Origin of the sequence: Gluconobacter sp. Dm-73 (genome assembly GCF_018256215.1) — a bacterium.
In the GTDB taxonomy this organism is placed as follows: domain Bacteria; phylum Pseudomonadota; class Alphaproteobacteria; order Acetobacterales; family Acetobacteraceae; genus Gluconobacter; species Gluconobacter cadivus.
In genome coordinates, this window is record NZ_JAERLW010000002.1 from 94,389 (window position 1) to 111,335 (window position 16,947).

Annotated in this window: 14 protein-coding genes; all 14 read right to left on the reverse strand. The window is 60.6% G+C overall.

The window, feature by feature from the left end; all coding sequences use genetic code 11:
* Positions 1-37: 37 nt before the first annotated feature.
* A complete protein-coding gene (locus JK176_RS02390; RefSeq protein WP_099286519.1) occupies positions 38-937 on the reverse strand; it encodes an outer membrane protein assembly factor BamD in 900 nt (299 codons plus the stop codon).
* Between the two features lie 69 nt (positions 938-1,006).
* Complete coding sequence (gene lpxC / locus JK176_RS02395) at positions 1,007-2,038, reverse strand: UDP-3-O-acyl-N-acetylglucosamine deacetylase (protein ID WP_211586241.1); 1,032 nt, start codon at positions 2,036-2,038, stop codon at positions 1,007-1,009.
* A gap of 117 nt (positions 2,039-2,155) precedes the next feature.
* Positions 2,156-3,688 carry a cell division protein FtsZ gene (ftsZ, locus tag JK176_RS02400; protein ID WP_211586242.1) on the reverse strand — a complete coding sequence of 511 codons (1,533 nt, stop codon included), beginning with the start codon at positions 3,686-3,688 and terminating at the stop codon, positions 2,156-2,158.
* A gap of 57 nt (positions 3,689-3,745) precedes the next feature.
* On the reverse strand, positions 3,746-5,143 hold the full coding sequence (ftsA, locus tag JK176_RS02405) for a cell division protein FtsA (RefSeq protein WP_211586243.1): 1,398 nt from the start codon (positions 5,141-5,143) through the stop codon (positions 3,746-3,748).
* The gene (locus JK176_RS02410) at positions 5,140-6,096 is read right to left on the reverse strand and encodes a cell division protein FtsQ/DivIB (RefSeq protein ID WP_211586245.1); all 957 of its coding nucleotides are present in this window, start codon (positions 6,094-6,096) and stop codon (positions 5,140-5,142) included. The genes ftsA and JK176_RS02410 overlap by 4 nt, the downstream gene beginning before the upstream one ends.
* Positions 6,096-7,007, reverse strand: a complete 912-nt coding sequence (locus JK176_RS02415) for a D-alanine--D-alanine ligase (protein WP_211586246.1) — start codon at positions 7,005-7,007, stop codon at positions 6,096-6,098. Before JK176_RS02415 ends, JK176_RS02410 begins: the two co-directional genes overlap by 1 nt.
* Complete coding sequence (gene murB, locus JK176_RS02420; RefSeq protein WP_211586247.1) at positions 7,004-7,924, reverse strand: UDP-N-acetylmuramate dehydrogenase; 921 nt, start codon at positions 7,922-7,924, stop codon at positions 7,004-7,006. The genes JK176_RS02415 and murB overlap by 4 nt, the downstream gene beginning before the upstream one ends.
* Positions 7,921-9,354, reverse strand: a complete 1,434-nt coding sequence (gene murC, locus JK176_RS02425; protein ID WP_211586248.1) for a UDP-N-acetylmuramate--L-alanine ligase — start codon at positions 9,352-9,354, stop codon at positions 7,921-7,923. The genes murB and murC overlap by 4 nt, the downstream gene beginning before the upstream one ends.
* Positions 9,355-9,385: 31 nt before the next feature.
* A complete protein-coding gene (gene murG / locus JK176_RS02430) occupies positions 9,386-10,483 on the reverse strand; it encodes an undecaprenyldiphospho-muramoylpentapeptide beta-N-acetylglucosaminyltransferase (protein ID WP_211586249.1) in 1,098 nt (365 codons plus the stop codon).
* Positions 10,480-11,673, reverse strand: coding sequence for an FtsW/RodA/SpoVE family cell cycle protein (locus JK176_RS02435; RefSeq protein ID WP_194262142.1), 1,194 nt, complete (start codon positions 11,671-11,673; stop codon positions 10,480-10,482). The genes murG and JK176_RS02435 overlap by 4 nt, the downstream gene beginning before the upstream one ends.
* 4 nt (positions 11,674-11,677) lie before the next feature.
* Complete coding sequence (gene murD / locus JK176_RS02440; protein WP_211586251.1) at positions 11,678-13,024, reverse strand: UDP-N-acetylmuramoyl-L-alanine--D-glutamate ligase; 1,347 nt, start codon at positions 13,022-13,024, stop codon at positions 11,678-11,680.
* Entirely contained in the window at positions 13,021-14,112 is a 1,092-nt protein-coding gene (gene mraY / locus JK176_RS02445; protein ID WP_062028551.1) for a phospho-N-acetylmuramoyl-pentapeptide-transferase, read from the reverse strand. Before mraY ends, murD begins: the two co-directional genes overlap by 4 nt.
* Positions 14,112-15,485, reverse strand: coding sequence for a UDP-N-acetylmuramoyl-tripeptide--D-alanyl-D-alanine ligase (murF, locus tag JK176_RS02450; RefSeq protein ID WP_211586253.1), 1,374 nt, complete (start codon positions 15,483-15,485; stop codon positions 14,112-14,114). The genes mraY and murF overlap by 1 nt, the downstream gene beginning before the upstream one ends.
* A complete protein-coding gene (locus JK176_RS02455; protein ID WP_211586255.1) occupies positions 15,482-16,942 on the reverse strand; it encodes a UDP-N-acetylmuramoyl-L-alanyl-D-glutamate--2,6-diaminopimelate ligase in 1,461 nt (486 codons plus the stop codon). The genes murF and JK176_RS02455 overlap by 4 nt, the downstream gene beginning before the upstream one ends.
* Between the last annotated feature and the right edge of the window lie 5 nt (positions 16,943-16,947).

Below are 16,947 nucleotides of genomic sequence, written 5' to 3' on the forward strand. Positions count from 1 at the left end.
TGTTGGGAGTGGTGTGACCAGTTTTAAAGGGCTGGTATCAGAAGACGCTGTGCCACATCCGGGAGAAAAATCCACGATGGTCCTGCTGGCCCGGACGGACGACAGGCTTCTTGAGATCGCCATTGAGCAGCTTATTCTCCCGAAGATCATTATAGGCATAACGATACCACTGGCTGTCGGGATAGTTGTAGCCGAGAACGGAAGCAGTCTGGCGGGCCTGATCCTTGAGACCAAGGGACAGATAGACTTCCACGAGACGCTCAAGAGCCTCGGCAACGTGGTTGGTCGTCTGGTAGTCCTGCACGACGCGCTGGTAACGTGTCATGGCGGCTTCGTAGTTGCGCTGTTGCTGATACCAGCGGCCAACAAGCATTTCTTTGCCAGCCAGATGGTCGCGGCATAGATCGATTTTCAGCTGGGCATCGCGGGCATATGAGGTTTGGGGGAAGCGGGTGATCACTTCTTCAAGTGCGTCGAGTGCCTCAACCGTACCCTGCTGGTCACGTTCGACATTGGCGATCTGTTCGTAATAGCAGAGGGCGCGCAGATAAAAGGCGTAGGCTGCATCAGGGCTGGTCGGATGCAGCTGGAGATAACGTTCGAGCTGCTGAACCGAAAGTGCGTATTCGCCTTGAAGGTAATACGCATATCCCTCCATCAGCTCCGCATTTCCAGTGAAGCCGGAATAGGGGTAATTTTGCTGAAGCAATTCGAATTCGCCACCAGCCAGTTCGTAATGGCCCGTATGCAGCGCATCGATTCCGTAATTATACAGAGTCTCGGCATCAGCGGTTTTTGGAATCGCGGGTTTTTCGTGCTGATGCGAAAACAGGGAGCAGCCGGACAGCAGCAGAAGCCCGCTGACAGCCGCAGCTCTCAGAATGAAACCACCATTCGTGACCGATGCTTCAAAATGACGCTGAGTGCTGCTTGTCATACCTGCTCTTCCCGTGGAAGCCCGTCTTATATCACGGGAATGCGCTGACGAAAGACCTGCCATGCGGCCTCAAGCGGCAACGCGCGTGCGCAAAGCTTTTGTAACGGACCGGGAAGGGGCTGTGGAAACGAAACGCCAGTTGGAAGCATCTGAAAAAACGGTTCGCAGAAGCTTGTTGTTGAGCGTATGTCCGGATTTATGGCCAATAAATCCAGCCTGCATCCGGTGTCCGGCACAATAAAGGTCGCCAATGGCATCAAGTAATTTATGGCGGGCAAACTCGCGTTCGATTTTCAGCCCAGCAGGATTGAGGATGTTTTCGCCATCCACGACGACGGCATTTTCCAGTGATCCACCGCGCGCAAGACCAATACTCTGAAGATATTCAATATCCTGACGATTAACGAATGTCCGGCAGAACGCCACTTCTTCCATGAAGCGCTGCTCGTTGAGCTGCATGGCGTAACGCTGATTTCCGATGGCCTGTGCTGCAAAGCTCAGGGAAATGGCCAGTGACAGTCCGCGCTGGGCAGGGCGCAGTTCGGCAAATGCTCCGTCTTCGCCTTCGACGCGAACATTACGCAGGATCTCAATGACCTGGCGAGGTGTATCAAGGATCTTGCGACCAGCGCACTGGATCAGGAATGCAAAGGCGTCAGAAGAGCCGTCGAGAACCGGCAGTTCAGGACCGCTGACCGAAATCAGGATATTGTCGATCTCGCAGGCATTGAGTGCCGCCATCAAATGTTCGATCGTCGCGACACGCAGGGAGGGATCGGCCTCGCACGCGACGACAGTTGAAAGGCGCGTGTCCACGATGTGGTCATAGGTCGCCGTAAAAGAAGGTGACCCTTCTCTGTCGGAACGCTGGAACCGGATTCCCGTATTGGCAGCAGCAGGAGAAAGATGGAGGTCGACCGTGAGACCGCTATGCAGGGCGATCCCCTGACAGTGAATGGGGTGTGCAAGAGTTGTCTGCAGATTTTTTGAAACGCTGCGCTCAGTGCGGGAAGGCGAACCATCAAGGCCCGATGCCGTCTCTGGCTTTATGATATCAACGCCACGCGCCGTTTTTACACCTTGCTTGGGCGTCACCTGCATAAAGCCTCCGAAAAATCTGGTTCCGGAGACTAGAAAACAGATACTGGACTTTGGTTCCAGTCAACGATTGTTGCCGGATATTACCCCTCTTGCCCTGCGAGCAAGAGGGGGTGTTGATCAGCGACGCAGATAGGTTGGGATATCCAGATTGGAATCATCGCCGCCGCTCGAAGGCTGTTCGGGATGCTGCGGGGCCTGATGCTGATAATTGTCGCGTGTGCTGGGTTCCGCACGCTGCGTGGGCTGCTGGCCCTGTTGCGGCTGGGGCGGACGGCTGCGGAAGGCACCTGTGACCATGCCAAACAGGCTGCGGGGCGGTTCGGCCTGCTGCTGGGGAGCGTGGCGGGAGGGATCTGAAAACAGACCAGCCCGCGGAGAAGGCTGATGAGCGCTCTCCTGCCTGTGCGTCGGGTTTTCAGGGGCAGTCTGCTCGGGAGCAGGGGCTTCCTGCGCGGACAGAGGAGCTGTGTTGTGAGCCTGTGTCTGTTGTGCGTCGAGTGCGAAATTCGGGCGCGGCGGGCCACCAGCATAGGTCGAGCCGGGCTGGAAAGACGGTGCGCTGGCACGGGAAGACGATGTTTCCCGGGCAGCAGGCTGGGACATGGGGTTTGCGTGAGGCGCGGAGGCCTGAACAGGTTCGGGAGGAGCTGACGGGTCCTGAGAGGGCTGGGTGTCGATGCCGGTTGCGACAACCGAGACGCGCACGCGACCGTTCAGCTTCTCGTCAATCAGGGCGCCGAAGATGATGTTTGCATCGTCGGCCACTTCCTCACGAATACGGTCTGCGGCGGCGTTGACTTCGTACAGCGTCAGGTCTTCGCCACCAGTAATATTGATGAGAAGGCCGCGTGCGCCTGCCATGGAGGCGTCTTCCAGCAGCGGGTTGGAAATCGCACGCTCGGCTGCGAGAACTGCGCGGTCTTCAGCGTCTTCTTCGCTGGAAGCTTCGCCCGTACCCATCATGGCCTTGCCCATCTCTTCCATCACGGCTTTGACGTCCGCGAAATCGAGATTGATCAGGCCGGGGGAGACCATAAGGTCCGTAATGCCGCGAACGCCCATGTTCAGAACGTTGTCGGCCATCCGGAAGGCTTCGCGGAATGTCGTGTTCTGCGTTGCGGAATTGAAAAGATTCTGGTTCGGGATGACGATCAGCGTATCGACGTGCTTCTGAAGCTCGGCAATGCCTTTTTCAGCAGCCGTTGTGCGGCGACGCCCCTCGAAATTGAAGGGCTTCGAGACGACGCCGACTGTCAGGACGCCGCGTTCGCGTGCCATGCGCGCGATGACCGGAGCCGCACCCGTACCCGTACCGCCGCCCATGCCAGCCGTGATGAAGACCAGATTCGCGCCTTCAAGCTGCCGGTCGATTTCCTGAGCGGCTTCTTCGGCGGCTTCACGACCGATTTCCGGCTTTGCGCCTGCACCCAGGCCGCGCGTCAGATGTGGGCCGAGCTGGACGCGGCGTTCGGCCTTGGAATGGGCCAACTGCTGGGCGTCGGTGTTGGCAACGACGAATTCGACGCCCTTGAGATCAGACGCAATCATGTTGTCGACGGCGTTCGTCCCGCCGCCGCCAACGCCGATCACGGTAATCCGCGGTGCCAGTTCAACATGGGAATTGGGAGTAGGGGTAAGGTTCAGCGTCATGATCTGGTCCGGAACTTCAGGAAAGCGACAGGTGAGGGCGTTATGATCTGTATTAGCTTATACATTATTGCGTATGAAGCCTACGAGACGTTTAACAAGTCCGCGAGGTCTTGGTTCGGGTGCGGAAATATCTCCGAAATCCCGATCCGCACCCGCTGCCCAGGCCAGAAGCCCCGCAGCGGTTGAAAAGCCTGCCGAAGCCGCGGCTGTCTCGGGCAGGCCGTAGATGTTCTGGGGTTTTCCCATCCGGACAGGACGGCCCAGAATACGGGTAGCGACAGGTACGATCCCCTCAAGTAGGGATGCTCCGCCTGTCAGGACGACCCTGCCGTTGGCCAGTCGGCCCAGTCCGGCATTGTCGAGGGACTGTCGGACGAGTTCAAGGGTTTCCTCAATCCGGGGCTGGATAACGGAAATGACCTTGGAACGCTGTAGGCGCACCAAACGGTCGCTGTTTTCGCCGATCAGGGGAACCGACAGGATTTCCCGCTGGTCGTCAGAACCCATCTGGGCTGCGCCATACATCGTCTTGAGACGTTCGGCCGTTTCCAGAGACGTTGACAGGACGCCTGCGATATCGCGCGTGACATGCAGGCCGCCGACGCGGATCTGGGCCGTGTGTAGCAGTTTGCCTTCGCAGAAAACGGCCAGAGAGGTGGTGCCACCGCCCATTTCCACAACCGTGACGCCAAGCTCCCGCTCTTCCGCCGCGAGAACCGAAATGCCCGAGGCAAAGGGGCTTGCAACCAGCCCGTCCAGCTTGAGTTCTGCATGTTGCAGAACGGCGTCCAGAGTGCGCAGGGCGCTGGAGTTCATGTCCACGACATGCATCCGGGTCGCCAGTTCTTCGCACTGGTGGCCGATGGGATCGGCAATTCCGGGAATGGAATCCACGACATATCCGATGGGGAGCGTATGGATGACCTCCCGGCCCTCCATCCAGGCGCGGGCCTGTCCTTCCGCAATGAGGCGTTGAACGTCCCCGGCCGTTACCTCACGTCCACCGATCGGGATCTGGGCGTCCACCAACCGGCTCAGCGGTCTGCCGCAAGACAGGTTGACGACGAGGGAGTCCATGCGTCGTTCGGCGGCTTCCTCGGCCTGACCGACCGTTGCCCGGATTGCGGCTTCGGCTTCGCGGATATCGACGATCGATCCTGAACGGATACCGTGAGAACGGCGCCATCCGTGACCCAGAACCTGAATGGAACCGTCGGCCTCGCCCTTGCCGATCAGACAGGTCATTTTCGTCGTGCCGATATCCAGCGCGCCGAAAATCCCCGGACGCCATGCGATACTACGATGCGTCTCTTCTGGTGGAAGCGGCAGGATGTCGCGCGGGACACGGTTGACGCTGACGTCACGCTCGCCGCCAACGGGGATGAGGGACCGGCCTCTCAGACCACCCCGGCGCCGGAATGCCGGAAGATCTGATATGGAGGTAAGGTCATTCATGGCTGCTTCGTGCTGTCTGCTGGGGGTGGAGGAGAGGACGGAGACGGATCGGGTTTTGCTCCTTCGGCAGGCGGAGTGGCTGCAACTGGGGCGACCTGTGGAGGCTGGTGGACGACCATTCTGTCCGGGAGGCGCAGATCAATCGACTGTACCGGACGTTCCAGCAGGCGCATGCTCTGTTGGTAACGCGCCAGACGCGCAAAAGCTGCAGCTTCTTCGCCTTCAGGCAGCAAAACAGTGGTGCCATCCTTGAGCGTTGCATTCCAGCGGCGGCTTCCGACCCGGATCAGGGCCGTGACCTGAGCCTTGACCAGCGGTTCGTGGTTGAGCGCGTCAATAACGCTTGCGGCGGCAGTATTCGCGCCTTTACCCACAACGAGAGGAAGCTGGAGAAAGGCCTGCGCATTCTTTCCCGTCAGTCCCTGATCGGGAACTTCTTCACCGGCTCGGTTGATGAGCATGAAATGCCCGCGGTCCTGCCAGACGGCAATCGGGGTGCGCTCGACCAGTGTGATGATGACGGTATCGGGCATGTGCCGTTCGACCGTCGCGTGGTCGATGAAGGGAAGCTCGTCCAGTCGCTGGCGGGCGGCTTCGACGGAGAAGCCGAAAATCGGATGCCCGATGGAGGTTCCCAGCGCGTCTTGAATTGAGGCCTCGCTGGTCATGCCGCGACCATTGATGACGATATGCCGGATCGGCAGCGGCTCCATTGCGACCAGACGTTCGCGCAGGGGTGCAAAGCGTTCTTCCGAAGCTGCGTCGTACAGCAGGCGCATGCCCGCACCTGCAAGACCCATCACGACCAGAAACACGATCGCAGGCCGGACCAGCCGCCGTTGTCGGCGCCAGAACAGCTTGGCCCGGGAAGGGCGGTCTTCCTGAGGCGGCATGGCCCCGGAATAACGCTCCCGGACAAAATCGTTTTTCTGAAAGGACGGGTCTTCCCGCATCAGCGTGTCAGTGCCTCTCGGACCATCCAGTCACACAGGTCCGGATAGGGAATGCCACAATAGGCAGCCTGTTCCGGAAGCAGGGATGTGGGTGTCATGCCTGGCTGCGTGTTGACCTCGAGAATGATCAGCGTGTCGGTCTTCTCGTCATAACGGAAATCCGTACGACTAGCGCCCTGACAGCCTAGCGCCTGATGGGCGCGCAAGGCGTAGTCGAGCGCACGATCCGTTACAGCTTGGGGCAGAACCGCAGGAACAACGTGACGCGAACCGCCGGCCTTGTACTTGGCTTCGAAATCGTAGAACGCAGCCGTTTCGCAGGGCAGGATGTCGGTGACGGCGAGAGCGCGGTTTCCCATGACGCTGGCGGTCAGTTCCCGGCCGGGGATGAAGCTCTCGACCAGTGCGTCTTTTCCGAAACGCCAGGTCTGTGCGATTTCCGCACGGCGGTTGTCTCCCGCTCGGACGATCTCGACGCCCACGGAAGAGCCTTCGGCAACGGGCTTGATGACATAGGGGGCGGGAAGAGGGTCGGCTTCGGCCAGTTCCTCAACCGTCACCACACGCCCCTGCGCCACTGGCAGACCGGCAGCCGCCAGAAGGATACGGGTAGCGCCCTTGTCCATTGCGACGGCAGAGGCGCGGATTCCGGAATGCGTGTAGGGCAAGCCGAGCCATTCCAGAACGCCCTGAATGGCGCCATCTTCGCCCCGTGGGCCGTGCAGCGCATTGAAGACAACGTCCGGAGCTGCGGATTTCAGGCTGGCGATTGTCGCGGCGATGTCGGGCCCGACATCGATCGGCGTGACGTCGTGGCCTGTGTCGCGCAGGGCCTTGATCACGGCATCGCCGGTCACGAGGCTGACGGGGCGCTCGTTGGATGTTCCGCCCAGCAGGACTGCGACTTTCATAACGTCTGGTCTCCTTTGGACGGACGTCCGATCCGTTTGATTTCCCAATGCAGACTGACGCCGCTCTGTGCCAGAACTTTTTCGCGCACTGTCTCTCCCAGCGTTTCCAGATCAGCGCTGCTGGCCTGCCCCAGATTGAGCAGGAAATTGCAGTGCTTTTCGCTGACCTGCGCATCTCCGATCCGAAGACCGCGACATCCGGCTTCGTCGATCAGTTGCCAAGCCTTGTGGCCTTCGGGATTGCGGAACGTGGAGCCGCCTGTGCGTGCACGGACGGGCTGTGAGGCCTCGCGGGAGGCCCGAATGTCCGCAATGCGGCTGCGGATGGCATTCGCATCATCCGGCGTTCCGCGCAGGCAGGCCCGGATCACCACGCTCCCTGGGGGAAGCTCCGAATGGCGATATGCAAAGCCCAGTTCGTCATGTGATAGGCGTCGCAGATCGCCTTTTTCCGTCAGGATTTCGGCCCATTCGAGAATGGCATCAAGATCCGATCCGTAGGCGCCTGCGTTCATGCGGACAGCGCCGCCGATCGACCCCGGAATGCCAGCCAGAAACTCCAGACCGGCCAGACCGGCTACGGCGGCGTGTTCGGCTACGGTGATGTCGAGGGCTGCGGCCCCGACGATCAGGCTGTTGCCCTGTATGTCGATATCCGCAAAGCCACGCGCCAGACGAATGACCGTGCCTGCAATGCCGCCATCACGGATGATGACGTTCGAGCATGCCCCCAGAACCGTAGCGGGCATAGACGCAGGCTTCTCACGCAAGAAAAGTGCCAGATCGTCCTGATCTTCAGGGATGAACATCCAGTCCGCCGGGCCGCCCACGCGGAACCACGCACGCGGACCAAGAGGGGCGTTTGGCACCAGTCTTCCCCGCAGGCCTTTGACCGGAAAATCGCTGCTGTCTGTCATGCCGCGCCTTCGGTTGCGGGCTGCCGGTTCAGCGCTTCGAGTTGGGCAGGGAGCGCCTGAGCCCACTGGGTGATGGTTCCGGCACCGAGGCAGACAACATAGTCGCCCGGCTTGGCAATGGCGTTGATCATTTCCGGCAGATGTGCGGGATCGGGAAGCGGCACGACGGAGCGGTGGCCGCGATCGCGCAGACCTTCGACGAGTGCATCTCGGCCCGCGCCTTCAATAGGGGCTTCACCCGCAGCGTACACGTCTGCCACGATGACCGTATCGGCGTCGTTCATGCAGGTGCAGAATTCGTTGAACAGGACTTTCAGACGCGAATAGCGATGCGGCTGCACGACGGCGATGACGTTCTTCGCACCCGCTTGACGTGCGGCTTTCAGAACGGCGGCGATTTCAACCGGGTGATGGCCGTAATCATCGATGATGGAAATGCCGTTATAGTCGCCGGTGCGTGTAAAGCGGCGCTTGACGCCCTTGAATGTCGTCAGGGCGGAGGCGATGACGGAATCGCTGATTTCCATTTCAAGAGCGACGGCGATGGCGGCCAGCGAATTCAGGACGTTATGGTGCCCGAGCATCGGCAGACGGAACGGACCCGCCCTGCGGGAGCGGTTGCGCTGGCGGTTCGTGACCACGACCTCGAACGTGGCACCGCGCTTGTCCATAACGACTTTTTCGGCGCGGATATCGGCCTGTGGGCTGAAGCCGTAGGTAATGACGCGATGATCGGACAGGCGCGGGATCATCTGCTGGACCTGCGGATGGTCCACGCACAGGACGGCAAAACCATAGAACGGGATGTTGGAGACAAACTGGTCGTAACCGGCCTGCATGGCCTCTTCCGTGCCCCAGTGATCCAGATGTTCCGGGTCCATGTTCGTCACGACCGCGATCACGGCGGGCAGACGCAGGAAGGAGCCGTCGCTTTCGTCAGCCTCGACCACCATCCAGTCGCCTGAGCCCATGCGCGTATTGGTGCCATAGGCTTCGATGATGCCGCCGTTGATGACGGTCGGATCGAGTTTTGCATGTTCCAGAACGCAGGCGACGAGGCTGGTCGTGGTAGTTTTGCCGTGTGTGCCGCCGATGGCGACGGACCAGCGCAGACGCATTAGTTCGGCCAGCATTTCTGCGCGTCGGACGACCGGAATGAGCTTGGCACGCGCCGCCACGACTTCGGGGTTGTCTTTCTTCACCGCCGTAGACGTTACGACAACCTGTGCATCACCCAGATTGGCAGCGTCATGGCCGATATGAACGACAATTCCGGACTGTCGCAGGCGTTGCACATTCGCGCCCTCCGCGATGTCTGAACCCTGCACCCTGTAGCCCAGCATATGCAGCACTTCGGCGATGCCGGACATGCCGATGCCGCCGATACCGACGAAGTGAATGGTTCCAATGTTCAGGGGCAGGGCGCGCATGGGGCAGGTACTCTTGGGTAGAAGCGGAGGATCAGGGACGAAGAGCGGATTCAATCAGATCCGCGACTTTTGCGGCAGCATGAGGGCGCGCGCAGGAATGAGCGGCTTTTGCTGCATTTTCGAGCTTTTCAGGATGGAAAAACAGGTCTGTCAGCAGAGTGGTCAGCGCTGTGGGCGTGAAATCCGGCTGGCGGATCAGCCAGGCGGCCCCTGCATCGACGAGCGCCTGACCATTCGCGCCCTGTTCATCGGAGGCCGCGATGGGCAGCGGAACGAGAATGGAGGGGCGGCCTGACATGGTCAGTTCCGCGACCGAAGAGCCGCCCGCGCGACCGATGACGAGATGTGCGTCTCTGAGGCAGGTTGGCACATCGGTGAAAAACGGGGCGGCTTCGACCTCAATACCGGCCTCCGTATAGATGGCGCGGACGCGGTCCAGATCGTCAGCCTTGATCTGCTGCGTCACTTTGAGGCGCTTGCGGAGTTCTTCGGGAAGAGCAGCAAGGGCTTGTGGGACGATCTCGGAAAAGACCCGCGCTCCGAGAGAGCCACCCCAAACCAGAAGATTGATCTGCTCTTCGGGCGCCGCATAGGCGTTTTCAAAGAGCGCTTCGATGCCTGCGCGGACAGGCATACCGGTGAGTGTCGTCTGTGCGTTTTGCGGGAGGCGCGCAACCGTCGCGTAGGATGTGGCGATCAACGGAGAAAAGCGGGACAGAAAAGCATTGGCCTGTCCAAGAACCGCATTGCCCTCATGAACGACCATGCGTGGCCGTTTTGCGGAGGGCAGAAACCGGGATGCGGTCAGGGGAGGAATGGAGGGATATCCGCCAAATCCCACAACGGCTGCCGCATCAAGGGATTTGAGGACGCGACGTGCTTCTCCTATGCCGCGCAGCAATGCGAGCACGCCACGGATTTTTCCGCCAAGACCCTTGCCTGCCACACCTGCACCATCCAGCACATATTGCGGAAGATCTTTGAACAGGCCCGTGTCTCGGCGTCCATGCCGGGCGTCGGTCATGAGAACGAGGTCATGGCCTCGCTGTGCAAGAACGGTTGCGACGGCTTCGGCTGGAAAGAAATGTCCCCCGGTGCCACCGGCGGCAATAACGATGGGGCGACTCACGGCGCATTCCTCTCAAACAACGGGTTCTGGCCGTAAGATGCAGCGGCTCTTTGTGCGATTTTGCTCTGGCCGACATGATGGCGGGTCAGGGCCAGAACCATTCCCATGGTCAGGGCGACCGACATTGCCGAACTGCCACCATAGGAAATGAAGGGGAGGGTCATGCCCTTTGTCGGGATCAGATGCAATGTCGAACCCATGTTGACGAAGGCCTGAAGGCCAAAACCGGTCACCAGCCCCGCAGCAGAAACGATGACGAACGGATCGTCTTCATGCATCAGCTTGAGGAGGGTCCGTAAAACGATTGTTCCGAAAAGCAGAATGATGATCACGCACAGGATCAGGCCGTATTCTTCACCAGCAACGGCGAAGACAAAGTCAGCATGGGCGTCGGGCAGCAGGTCCTTCACCCGCCCTTCGCCGGGGCCGCGCCCCAGAAGGCCGCCGTTTCCGAAAGCGCGCAGTGCGGTGTCGATCTGGTAATGGTCACCGACATCGGGATGCAGGAAGCGCTGGACGCGGGACTGGACGTGCGGAAAGACGATATAGGCGACCGCGAAGGCGCCTGCCATGCCTGCAACGCACAGTCCGACCCAGTAGAGTTTGAGGCCATCCACGAAAAGCTGGGTCATGAAGACCATTGTGATGACGGAGAGCATCCCGATATCCGGCTGTGATTTCAGCAGGAGCAGGATGAAGCCGAAGCACAGAAACGCAATCAGCATGCCCGGAAAGGCGATATTGCCCCACATGACGACCGAACGTCGTGCGGAAAGCAGCCAGCCTGTCACGACCGCAAAACAGGGCTTGAGGAATTCGGAGGGCTGCACGGACATCATCGGCAGCGCGATCCATCGGCGCGCGCCCTTGATTTCCATACCATGAACCAGCGTCATGGCCGTAGCACCGAGTGCGATGATCCCGCCGATGATCGCCAGTCTTTTGATGGCTTTGCGGGACAGATACGACGTGCCGAGCACGATCCCACCAGCCAGCGCCAGAAAGATCACCTGCTTGAGAATGAACATGTTGCGTGAAGCGCCGATACGCGACGCCACCGCAGGACTGGCGGCGAGCATCAGCACATAGCCAAGTCCAATCAGCAGGCCGACGCAGGCCAGCGTGACGCGATCAAGGTTTCGCCACCAGCGGGCGACAGCGGAGGTCTCGACACGGGACAGTCCCGACATGGTGTCAATTCTCCAGCTTTTGCGTGAGCGTGGTGCCCGAATGGCCTGATTTCACAATATTATCGCAAATATGAAGAAAGTGTGACCCACGATCCTCGAAACTGCGAAATTGATCAAAACTTGCGCAGGCGGGTGAAAGCAGAACAACCGGGACAGTCTGGGCGAGAGCTGCGTTGAAGGCTGCCGGAACGGCATTCTCCAGCGTTCCGCACTGCTGGAAAGGCACGCCGTGCATGGCCAGTGTCCCAGCGAGAGTGTCCGCATCCTGCCCGATCAGAAAGGCCTGTGCGATATGGTTGAAGAACGGTGCAAGGCTTTCGATGCCGCCCGCTTTTGCGACGCCGCCTGCAATCCACATGACCCTGTCATAGGAAGCAAGAGCCTTGGAGGCGGCTTCGGCATTTGTGGCTTTGCTGTCATTGATAAACGACACACCATCGCATTCCGCGACTTTCTGCAGACGATGTTCCAGACCGGGGAATGATTTCAGACCGTCGCGAAGTGCTGCCTCATCAAGGCCGAGATGACGCGCGATTGCGCAGGCTGCACCAACATTCTGGGCGTTGTGCCGGCCCGGAAGCGCCGGACCGTCGAAGGGGGGCAGCGCATCGGCGTCCAGTTCCATGACCTGCACACCGCGCGCTGCGACCTGTGACGCGATAGCGCGGCACCAGTCATCATCGGTGCCAATCACGGCGAGGTCACCGGAGCCCATATTGTCGAAGACATGTGCCTTGGCTGCGGCATAGCCGGTCATGTCGCCGTGCCGGTCCAGATGATCGGGCGTTAGGTTCAGCAGGCAGGCCGCGCTGGCGTGGAAACGGTCCAACCGTTCGAGCATGTAGGATGACATTTCGATCACATAGACGCCGTCATCGGACAGGAGCGGCAAGGCCAAAGAGGCCGTTCCGAGATTGCCACCTGCCACGCAGGCACGCCCGGCCATCGTAAAAAGATGGGCGATCAAGGCTGTTGTCGTCGATTTGCCGTTTGTGCCGGTGACGGCCACGAACGCGGCTTTTGAGCCGGATTTCCGAACGACCCGATACAGGATTTCGGCATCGGACAGGATCTGGACGCCCTGCGTGCGGGCGAGATCTGCGACAGGATGCGCCTTCGGCAGCAGATGCGGAATACCCGGTGACAGGATGAGGGCCGTCATCCCGGACAGATCGGTTAAGGGCGCGAGAGTCAGGTTCGGATGTGCAGGCAGATCGGCGTTGCGATCGTCCCAGGCCTGAACCTCTGCGCCCATTCCGAGCAGGGCTTGGACGACAGCCGCACCGTTGCGCCCCAGACCGCAGACGGCATAACGCTCGCCTGCCAGAAGGCTAGGTGAGAAGCCGTTCATCGTAGTTTTAGGGTCGCAAGGCCGCAGAGGCCGAGCACGATGGAGACGATCCAGAAGCGGATGACGATTTTAGGTTCCTGCCAGCCCTTTTTCTCGAAATGGTGGTGCAGCGGCGCCATGAGGAACACGCGGCGTCCCGTTCGTTTGAACCAGAAGACCTGAATGACGACCGAAAGGGTTTCGGCCACGAAAACGCCGCCCACGATGCACAGGACGAGTTCATGCTTGGTGGCGACGGCGATGGCGCCCAGTGCTCCGCCGAGAGACAGCGAGCCGGTATCGCCCATGAAAACGGCCGCAGGGGGGGCGTTGAACCATAGAAACCCGAGACCCGCGCCGATCAGGGCCGCGCAGAAAACTGCCAGTTCGCCCGTGCCCGGAACCGGATGCAGTTGCAGGTAGTCCGCAAAAACGTGATTGCCGACCAGATAGGAAATTAGGGCGAAAACCAGTGCAGCGATGACGACTGGAACGATGGCCAGTCCGTCGAGCCCGTCTGTGAAGTTCACGGCATTACCGAAACCGGTAATGGCGATCATCGCAAAGATCGGAAACGCATAGCCCAGCGGAAGCAGCACATCCTTGACGAATGGAAAAGCCACCATGTTGCGCAGTTCTGGTGGCGTCAGATGCTGTAGCCAGATGCCGGCAATCAGCGATGTCAGAAATTCGCAGCCCAGCCGGGTGCGCTTGGAGACGCCTGTCGTGTTGCGCTTGGAGAGCTTCAGATAGTCGTCCGCAAAACCAACGGCGCCGAAAGCGGCCGTCGTCAGCATGACGGCCCAGACGAAGCCGTTTGTGAGATCCGCCCAGAGTAGTGTTGCCGAGAAAAGCGCAATCAGGATCAACATGCCGCCCATTGTCGGTGTGCCGGCTTTTTCCAGAATATGACGCTCCGGGCCGACGGAACGGATCGGCTGACCTTCGCGCTGGATGCGTTTTAGCTGCGCGATGAAAGGTTTGCCCAGAGCTAGCGAGATGACCAGTGCCGTCAGGCAGGCGCAGCCCGAGCGGAACGTCAGGTAATGGAACAGGTTGAAGAACCCGCCATGGGACGTGTCGTGGGCGGCAATAAGATTGAAGAGCATCAGGCAGAAACCGGGCTGGAGGCATTGTCGAGGGCTGAGATCACGTCACGCATCCGGCTGCCGAAGCTGCCTTTCACGAGCAGGAGATCACCGGGGCGGAGGGTATCAAGAAGAATGGGAGCCAGGGAGGCGGCATCAGCGGCGTATCCTCCCTGAAGTTCGGAGGGAAGCGCATCGTAAAGAGCGCGCATATGGGGGCCGCAGCAGAATGTAAGAGCGCTTGCGGCCTGCACGGCGTCTGCCAGAGAGCGGTGTTCGGCATCGGCGAATGTGCCGAGTTCGCGGATGTCTCCGAGGGCCGCAACATGTCGCTGGGCCGGAAGGAGGGCAAGCGTCGCCAAAGCGGCGCGAATGCTGGGTGTGGAGGCGTTGTAGCTCTCATCCAGCAGGCGTACGTCGTTCAGGATTGTGCGGATCTGCCCTCGGCCCGCGCCGGGCACGAAAGCATGCAAAGCGCGCGATGCTGCTGTAACGTCTTCGCCGAGGGCTGCAACTGCGCCGAGGGCCAGAGCTGCGTTTCTGGCAAGATGTTCGCCGGGTGCAGTGAGCGTCACCCTCTGCTTGCCGCAAGGTGTGTGGAGCAAAAAATGACTGCCTTCCGCCGCGCAGTTCAGGGCTTCAAGGCGGAGTTCCGCTGTTGCGGAAAGGCCAGACCGCCAAAGGGTACAGCCTGTGGGAAGAGCGTCTGTAAAGACTGTCTGACCGTGAGCATCATCAGGGACGATTGCAATCCCATGGGCAGGAAGAGCGCTGAACAGGGAAGCTTTTTCCCGCGCAATCGCTTCGATGCTGCCCATATGACCGAGATGCGCGGTTCCGATCGTGGTGATGATGGCCACATCGGGACGGACCTGCGCGGCAAGGGGCGCGATTTCTCCCACATGGTTCATGCCGATCTCGCTGATGCAGAAGCGGGCATCCTGTGGCAGCCGGGCCAGCGTGAGGGGAACGCCCCAGTGATTGTTGTAGGAAGCGACGGCGGCGTGTGTCGGGCCGATCGCGGACAGGGCGACGGTCAGCATGTCCTTGGTCGTTGTCTTGCCGACGCTCCCAGTGATGGCCACGACTTTCCCGCGGAAACGGGAGCGGGCATAGCGGCCCAGATTCACCAGTGCGGTCATGGTGTCGGGAACGATCAGGAGGCGCGAATCGTTCAGACCGGCGGTGTCATGCACGAGGATGCAGGCCGCGCCCTTGTCCAGAGCCTGTCGGACATGAGCGTGGCCATCGCTGCTTTCGCCGCGCAGGGCGATGAACAGGTCTCCGGGCGCAAGCGTGCGGGTGTCGATTGAGATGCCCGTGACATGGACATCGGCCTCAAGCGTGCCACCTGTCGCTGCGCGCAGGTCTGCGCTGGTCCACAGAACGCTCATGCTGCACCTGCAAGTTCGCGGAGGACGAGACGATCGTCGAAAGGCAGGATGTCCGTGCCTACGATCTGCCCCTGTTCGTGTCCCTTGCCCGCTACGACAAGAATATCGCCGGGCTTCAGGGCCTCAAGTCCGGCTGCGATGGCGCTGCGGCGGTCTGCGATTTCCAGAGCGTCCGGGCAGGCCGCGCGGATTTCGGAACGGATCGTCATGGGGTCTTCCGTGCGGGGATTGTCGTCCGTGACGATGGCCAGATCTGCCATACGTGCCGCGACCTCTCCCATCAGCGGACGCTTGCCCCGGTCACGGTCCCCGCCTGCGCCGAATACTACGACCAGACGGCCGGTCGTATGCGGGCGCAGACTGGACAGGACGCAGTCGAGGGCATCGGGCGTGTGGGCGTAATCCACATAGGCCGCGGCACCGTTGGGCAGCTCGACCGCCCGTTCGCAGCGGCCGTGGACACCTGTCAGTCGTGGCAGAAGATCGACGACCTGCTTGGCATCGGAATCGTCCGTCCAGCACATGGCCGCTGCCAGCATGACGTTATCGGCCTGAAAGCGTCCCGGCAGCGACAAGGACATTTCGGGTAGTTCCTCGCCATACAGGGCCAGACGGAGGATTTGACCGGAGGGCGTGGGTCGGGCTTCTATCAGTCGAAGGGCCGTGCCGTTGCGCCCGACGTTACGAAGTTTCAAGGTTCTTCGGGCTGCAATCGTCTGAAGGGCTGCGAAAGTCTCGCTGTCCATATCTGCGTTGACGGCTGCAATGCCGCCCTCGGGCAGGACTTCGCCAAACAGGCGCAGTTTGGCCTTGCGGTAGGCTTCCAGCGTCAGATGATAGTCGAGGTGATCGCGCGTCAGGTTGGAAAAGCCAGCGGCTGTCAGGGTGATGCCGTCCAGGCGGTGCTGCTCCAGCCCGTGCGAGGAGGCTTCGAGCGCGACGTGGTCCACCCCGTTCCGGGCCAGTGCGGCAAGAGTCTGGGCGAGGGAGACGGGATCGGGGGTGGTGAGGCTTGGAGGGGCGGGGATTTTTGTGTCCGACACAAGCCCAAGCGTTCCCAGACTGGCCGCGCGGTTTCCCTGAAGGATCCAGAGTTGCCGGAGAAAATCGGCCGTGCTGCTTTTCCCGTTTGTCCCGGTGATCGCCGCGATACAGGAGGGCTGCGGACCGGCGAGGGCGAAGGCCATGCAGGCCAGAAGATGCTTGGCATCCGGGCGCACGATCACAGGGATCTGGGCCGAGATTTCTGCTGTATCATGATCTGCGATGACTGCGGCGGCGCCTTGCGAGAGAGCCTGTGCGATGAAGGCGCTCCCATCCTGTTTTGCGCCGCGCAGGGCAAAGAATAGTGCGCCCGGTCCGACCCTGCGGCTGTCGGCAGTGACGGTCAGAATGTCAGGATCGTCCGTCAGGGACTGCGATGTGCCGCAAAGGGCGAAGAGCTGTGAGAGGCGCATGGGAC

Excerpts from the sequence above, each read along its gene's own strand:
- ftsZ (WP_211586242.1), bottom strand. The coding sequence starts at position 3,688 with ATGACGCTGAACCTTACCCCTACTCCCAATTCCCATGTTGAACTGGCA.
- JK176_RS02410 (WP_211586245.1), bottom strand. The coding sequence starts at position 6,096 with ATGCGGGAAGACCCGTCCTTTCAGAAAAACGATTTTGTCCGGGAGCGT.
- murB (WP_211586247.1), bottom strand. The coding sequence starts at position 7,924 with ATGACAGACAGCAGCGATTTTCCGGTCAAAGGCCTGCGGGGAAGACTG.
- ftsA (WP_211586243.1), bottom strand. The coding sequence starts at position 5,143 with ATGAATGACCTTACCTCCATATCAGATCTTCCGGCATTCCGGCGCCGG.
- murF (WP_211586253.1), bottom strand. The coding sequence starts at position 15,485 with ATGAGCGTTCTGTGGACCAGCGCAGACCTGCGCGCAGCGACAGGTGGC.
- murD (WP_211586251.1), bottom strand. The coding sequence starts at position 13,024 with ATGAACGGCTTCTCACCTAGCCTTCTGGCAGGCGAGCGTTATGCCGTC.
- JK176_RS02390 (WP_099286519.1), bottom strand. The coding sequence starts at position 937 with ATGACAAGCAGCACTCAGCGTCATTTTGAAGCATCGGTCACGAATGGT.
- lpxC (WP_211586241.1), bottom strand. The coding sequence starts at position 2,038 with ATGCAGGTGACGCCCAAGCAAGGTGTAAAAACGGCGCGTGGCGTTGAT.
- JK176_RS02415 (WP_211586246.1), bottom strand. The coding sequence starts at position 7,007 with ATGAAAGTCGCAGTCCTGCTGGGCGGAACATCCAACGAGCGCCCCGTC.
- murC (WP_211586248.1), bottom strand. The coding sequence starts at position 9,354 with ATGCGCGCCCTGCCCCTGAACATTGGAACCATTCACTTCGTCGGTATC.
- JK176_RS02455 (WP_211586255.1), bottom strand. The coding sequence starts at position 16,942 with ATGCGCCTCTCACAGCTCTTCGCCCTTTGCGGCACATCGCAGTCCCTG.
- mraY (WP_062028551.1), bottom strand. The coding sequence starts at position 14,112 with ATGCTCTTCAATCTTATTGCCGCCCACGACACGTCCCATGGCGGGTTC.
- JK176_RS02435 (WP_194262142.1), bottom strand. The coding sequence starts at position 11,673 with ATGTCGGGACTGTCCCGTGTCGAGACCTCCGCTGTCGCCCGCTGGTGG.